This window comes from Paraburkholderia tuberum STM678 (assembly GCF_902833905.1).
GTDB classification, from domain to species: domain Bacteria; phylum Pseudomonadota; class Gammaproteobacteria; order Burkholderiales; family Burkholderiaceae; genus Paraburkholderia; species Paraburkholderia tuberum.
The window spans coordinates 1-5,322 of record NZ_CADFGP010000137.1 but is presented as its reverse complement, the minus strand read 5'-3'; the positions used below and the strand labels follow the sequence as shown (position 1 = coordinate 5,322).

Below are 5,322 nucleotides of genomic sequence, written 5' to 3'. Positions count from 1 at the left end.
GTCGGCAACACGAGGCTCGATGCAAAGCATACGACGCCGATGCCGGCGACTATGGCCATTGCTTTTAACACCACCTGTTCACGTTTGAGCTTCCCGGGAAGCCAAAGCAGGAGAAGAGCCGCGAGTGCCCACGGAATCATGTTAAGCAGGCCATTGACGCTCGACGAAACGCCCCAGCTCTTAACCAACGTGGGCAGCCAGTACGTAACGCCGTAGAGCGACGTCGACATCAGCATGTAGGTTGCTGCGAACATGAGAACCTTCGGGTCAAGCAATGCCGCCCATGGCCGGGACTCCTTTGCTTCCGGGGACGCTTCGCGCACAAGCGCTGCGACCACAATGTCCTTCTCATCCTGAGAAAGGAAGTTGGCTTCCTCGACGGAGCTCGGTAGATATTTAAGCGCTACGAAGGCAATCAGTATTGCCGGAAGACCGGTGGCAAGGAAGACCCATTGCCAACCCGCCAGTCCCAGTGTTCCGCCCAAGGAAAGGAGCAGCCCTCCGACCAGCGCGCCAAGCATGTTTGCCAGCGAACTGCCGAGGGTAAAAAGGCCAAGCACACGTGTCCGGTAGCTTTGAGGAAACCACTGCGTCAGATAGTAAATGACGCCTGGATAAAACCCGGCTTCAGCAACACCCAGCGCAAACCGAAACGAGTAAAAAGCTGGCAGGGACCTGGTGAACGCCATTAGCACTGTAACGACGCCCCACGTAATCATGATGCGAGCGAGCCACGTCCGGGCCCCAAACCGATGTAGCGCCAGTGTGCTGGGCACCTCGAACAGCAGGTAGCCAATGAAAAACAGCGATGCTCCGAGGCCATACGCGGCTTCCGTCATGCCGAGTGCCTGAACCATTTCCAGTTTCGCGAAGCCGACGTTCTGCCGGTCGATGAATGCGATGAGAAACATGACAATCAGCAGCGGCATCAGCCGCCATGCCATTTTCTTCATTACCTGCTGCTCACGTGTTACGGACGTAGACATGTTCGCTCCAAGTTCCATGCCCGCTGCCGCGCGACTGGCGTTTCGAAAACGGTCAGTCAGACGAAAACAAGCAGATTGATATAGTCATGTATATGTTTGTATGTTCGAGGTCGGGCTGCAATGAGGTATAACCCGAACGAGCGCACGCAAGCGAGCTGCGGCCGCAGCTGGCGACCAGTGATGTATTCGGCGAACGAGGTGTAGAGCCTGAAAGTCGCAGGAAAAATGCGACCTGCCGGTGACAGAAAGTCAGTTCGCGTTGTCGGTCCCTATGACAGCACCAAACGCGGCGAGGAAGTCGCGTTGTCAGCGAATATCGACCTGATACTGGAACGCTGCAGCAGCACCACGCGTGGTGCGCCATTCAATAGGCGTCCCGGCGAAATCGGATGCCACACGGTGCACAAGGATTACCGGGCTGCCAACGTCGATATGCAAGAGCGCTGCATCAGCGTCCGTCGCCTGTTCGACGTTCAGAATCTCGGTTGCGGATGCGACGATTTGACGGCAAAGCCGCTCGTAGAGTGGATAAAGCAAATCCTCGAAGCCACCAAGGGGAAGAGTCGCCAGCGCTTCGAAACGGCTTCGAGGTAGCCATATTTCTTCCGACAAAACGGGTTGTCCCTCAATCAGTCGTACCCGCGAGAGATGAACAGCCTTCTCCGTCGCCTTCATCTGCAAGGTTGAGCGAATCGTCTCGTTTGGCTTGACGACCTCGCGGCTGAGCACCTTCGCCGTCGGTCGGACCGGCTTCCCGTCAGCTGACTTGAATCGGAAGAAGCGGAACAACGACGAATCAAAGCGGGGGCGCCGGACAAAGGTCCCCTTTCCCTGGGTGCGGGTGAGTACCCCGTCGGCCACCAGCAAATCAATGGCTTTCCGAAGTGTGCCGGTCGACACGTTATAAAACAGGCTGAGCTCCGCCTCTGTGTCGATTGCCTTTTCTGGCGCCCACTCGCCCTCCGCGATGCGGCGCACCAGGTCATCGCGTAGCTGCTGGTATCGCGGCAATCGACTGTCTGGCCTGGCCGAGAACGACTGCATATCCATGATTCATATAGTTGTTCACAGGAATAGTCACTGTACAACATCTGCCGGAACAAGGGTAAATCCCCAATGACTTCTTCGTCGAAGCGCCTAAACTAAACATATAGTCATATACATGAATATATGAATTTACCTTGGAGACGGCGATGTTCACCTGGTACAAGCAAGGCACACCTCTCGAACGAAACACCTTCTGGGGATGTTTCGCGGGTTGGGGCCTCGATGCCCTTGATGTGCAGATGTTTACCCTGGCAATCCCCGCAATCATCGCAGCGTACGGCATCGACCACACCCAGGCGGGCGCGATCAGCGGCGTGACACTGGTGTCATCGGCGATGGGCGGCTGGCTGGCGGGCGCCTTGTCCGACAGGATTGGTCGGGTGCGGACGCTGCAGATTACGATTCTCTGGTTTGCAGGATTCACTTTCCTTTGTGCCTTCGCCCAGAGTTTTCCTCAACTACTGGTCCTGAAGGCCCTGCAAGGGTTCGGGTTCGGCGGAGAGTGGGCTGCAGGCGCCGTGTTGATGGCTGAGACCATCCGGACGGAACACCGCGGCAAGGCCATGGGCGCGGTACAGAGCGCCTGGGCTGTCGGCTGGGCCGGCGCAGTGCTGTTGTATGCCGCAGCTTTTTCGTGGTTGCCGTCAGACACGGCGTGGCGTGTCATGTTCGGTGCTGGCCTGCTGCCCGCGCTTCTCGTCCTTTACGTCCGCCGCAATCTCCGCGAACCTGTGCGCGTTGAGCCGTCTCGCGCTGAACCAGCGGTTTCTGTGTGGGGGCAAATCGCGCAAGTATTCCAGCCGCGCGTCATCAAGACCACCGTTATCGGGGCGATTCTGGGCACAGGCGCACACGGCGGGTACTACGCCATCATGACCTGGCTGCCGACCTTCCTCTCCAAGGAAAGACATCTGTCGGTCCTCAACACCGGTGGGTATCTTGCGGTTGTTATCGTGGCTTTCTGGTGCGGCTGTATGGCGAGCGCTTACCTGCTCGACCGTATCGGACGGCGTCGCAACATCGCATTCTTTGCATTTTCTTGCATCGTCACTGTGCTCGCCTACGTGATGCTTCCCTTGAGCAACACGCAGATGCTTGTTCTGGGCTTCCCGCTAGGCTTTTTCGCCGCCGGCATCCCGGCCAGCCTGGGCGCACTTTTCAACGAACTCTATCCTGCGGACATGCGCGGGACAGGCGTCGGCTTTTGCTACAACTTCGGTCGCATCGCCTCGGCGGGTTTCCCGGTGCTGGTCGGGTACATGAGTCATTCGATGTCGCTGGGAGCAGCGATTGGTATCGATGCCGCAATTGCGTACGGGCTGGCGATGGTTGCCGTGTTGTTGCTTCCCGAAACGCGCGGCAAGCGCTTGCGGCCGTCCGGCGTCGAGCAGGCTTCACAACTGGTCGCCGACGCCGAATTAGCGCTTGACCATCACCGGAGCCAGCGATGACTCAGGCCCCATCCATCGGGCGGCCACGGCTGCCGCGCGTTGACACGCACGCGCACGTGTTTGCCAGGACTCTGCCGCTGGCGGACGGACGGCGCTACGCACCCGACTATGACGCAACGCTGGACGCCTACCTGAAGCTTCTGGACGAGAACGATATTGGCAATGCCGTCCTTGTCCAGCCCAGCTTTCTCGGCACCGATAACAGCCATCTTTTACAGGCGCTGACCAGCGACATTAGCCGGCTGCGAGGTGTAGCAGTCGTGTCCCCCGAAATTTCAGAAGACGACCTGCAGCGACTGAACTGTCAGGGTGTGACGGGCGTGCGTCTCAACCTTGTCGGACAGACGCTCCCCAAGCTGGGCTCGGCGCCATATGTAACGCTTTGGCGGCAGTTATCAAAACTAGGCTGGCATGTTGAGTTGCACAGGGAGGCGTCGGACCTGGCGCCGCTCGTCAACACTTTGCTGGATGTGGGCTTGCCAGTCGTCGTTGACCATTTTGGCCGCCCTGACCCGGACAGCGGCACACGCGACCCGGGCTTCAACGACCTGTTGGAGTTTGGCCCATCTGGCCGCGTGTGGGTCAAGATTTCGGGCGCCTATCGGTGCTCGGAGCCGGACTCGAGTTTCATGCGCGATGCCACGGACCAACTCATAGACGCATTTGGCGCCGAACGTCTGATGTGGGGTAGCGACTGGCCACACACGCAGTTTGAACATGCGACGGACTACAGCCAGACGCTTACCGCGTTGCTGGACTTACATCTTGCGCCCGCGATTGTCGAGGCAATCCTGTGCTCAACCCCGCACTCGTTTTACGGGTTCGACAAAGACCCCGTGAGGGATATTGTCCCGACGACACCGACTTCCCAACTCACTTCCTGAGGTCATCATGCAAGTCACCGGTATGTTGCACGGCGCCAGATTGCTGCAGTTCGTGGGCTTTCCGACGCCCGAGATTCTGGGTCCGGACGCTAGCGAAGAACAGATTCGAGCGATGCTGAAAAAGCACGGCATGATTTTCATCAAGCCGGTTTTCAAGGGCGGTGTTGGCAAGAAGGGCAAGGCCGGTCTGATTGGCCGCGCGACTGACCTGACGACCGCCTTGAAGGAGAAGGAGCGTCTTTACTTCGTCGAACATCACGTTGCCAATACTGTGTCGAAAGCCAACGGTGTGACCTTTGAGGCGGGTGTGCCGGCCGAGTACGAGGTCTATTTCTCGATTACCGACTCGACACACTTCCGCGCACCGACGATGACGCTCACACATCACGGTGGCGTCGACTGAGGTTGACCCGGTTCGACGGATAGATTTGCAGTTGAATTTAATGCGGTGTGGCACCTCCCGATAAGGTTGAATCGCGGGTTGTCCACGGTCGGGCGGCGGGTCGCCTGTCACGACCACGACGCTGCCCGGCGGTGGGCAACCCGCGCGGCGATAAGCTTTGATCCTGCGCATGCAGGTTTTCGAACTCGAGCGGCGAACAGTAGCCGATGCTGCTGTGCAGGCGGCGTATGTTGTACCAGCTCTCCAGAAACGAGAACAGACGCCGCCGTGCCTGTTCGTGGGTCGCGAAGTGTTCACGACAGAGCAGTTCGGCTTCGAGTGTGCCGAAGAACGACTCGCACATCGCGTTGTCATAGGCATCGCCGGCCGTGCCCATCGACGGCTGTACGCCTGCTTCGCGGCATCGCCGCCCAAAGGCAATGGACGTGTACTGGGCGGATTCAACCGGTCGTTGCAACACTAGATTATTGAACAGATTTTAGGTATTCGTCCAAGGCCTCCGCAGGCGTCTTCCAGCCGAGTGTTTTCCGGGGCCTGGTATTCAATGTGTT

At 58.5% G+C, this 5,322-nt stretch carries 5 protein-coding genes and 1 pseudogene; 3 read left to right on the top strand and 3 right to left on the bottom strand.

What is annotated here, in order from left to right; translation table 11 throughout:
- Both HWY30_RS40360 and HWY30_RS40355 read right to left on the bottom strand, forming a co-directional pair.
- The coding region (locus HWY30_RS40360) for an MFS transporter (protein ID WP_176079043.1) at positions 1-986 on the bottom strand (986 nt) is incomplete at its 3' end.
- Positions 987-1,292: 306 nt separating this feature from the next.
- Positions 1,293-2,036 (bottom strand): GntR family transcriptional regulator, encoded by a 744-nt coding sequence (locus tag HWY30_RS40355; RefSeq protein WP_090811065.1) that lies wholly within the window; start codon positions 2,034-2,036, stop codon positions 1,293-1,295.
- 143 nt (positions 2,037-2,179) lie between these two features.
- Between HWY30_RS40355 and HWY30_RS40350 the strand changes: the two genes are divergently transcribed.
- The 3 genes and pseudogenes from HWY30_RS40350 to HWY30_RS40340 all read left to right on the top strand — a co-directional run.
- Entirely contained in the window at positions 2,180-3,484 is a 1,305-nt protein-coding gene (locus HWY30_RS40350) for an MFS transporter (RefSeq protein ID WP_090811067.1), read from the top strand.
- Entirely contained in the window at positions 3,481-4,368 is an 888-nt protein-coding gene (locus HWY30_RS40345; protein WP_090811069.1) for an amidohydrolase family protein, read from the top strand. Before HWY30_RS40350 ends, HWY30_RS40345 begins: the two co-directional genes overlap by 4 nt.
- A gap of 7 nt (positions 4,369-4,375) precedes the next feature.
- Positions 4,376-4,768 (top strand): annotated as a pseudogene (locus HWY30_RS40340) (carboxylate--amine ligase); the annotation flags it as partial.
- A gap of 40 nt (positions 4,769-4,808) precedes the next feature.
- On the opposite strand, the gene HWY30_RS43280 reads toward HWY30_RS40340, so the two are convergent.
- On the bottom strand, positions 4,809-5,147 hold the full coding sequence (locus HWY30_RS43280; RefSeq protein WP_090812102.1) for an integrase core domain-containing protein: 339 nt from the start codon (positions 5,145-5,147) through the stop codon (positions 4,809-4,811).
- Between the last annotated feature and the right edge of the window lie 175 nt (positions 5,148-5,322).

Excerpts from the sequence above, each read along its gene's own strand:
- HWY30_RS43280 (WP_090812102.1), bottom strand. The coding sequence starts at position 5,147 with ATGGGCACGGCCGGCGATGCCTATGACAACGCGATGTGCGAGTCGTTC.
- HWY30_RS40355 (WP_090811065.1), bottom strand. The coding sequence starts at position 2,036 with ATGGATATGCAGTCGTTCTCGGCCAGGCCAGACAGTCGATTGCCGCGA.
- HWY30_RS40350 (WP_090811067.1), top strand. The coding sequence starts at position 2,180 with ATGTTCACCTGGTACAAGCAAGGCACACCTCTCGAACGAAACACCTTC.
- HWY30_RS40345 (WP_090811069.1), top strand. The coding sequence starts at position 3,481 with ATGACTCAGGCCCCATCCATCGGGCGGCCACGGCTGCCGCGCGTTGAC.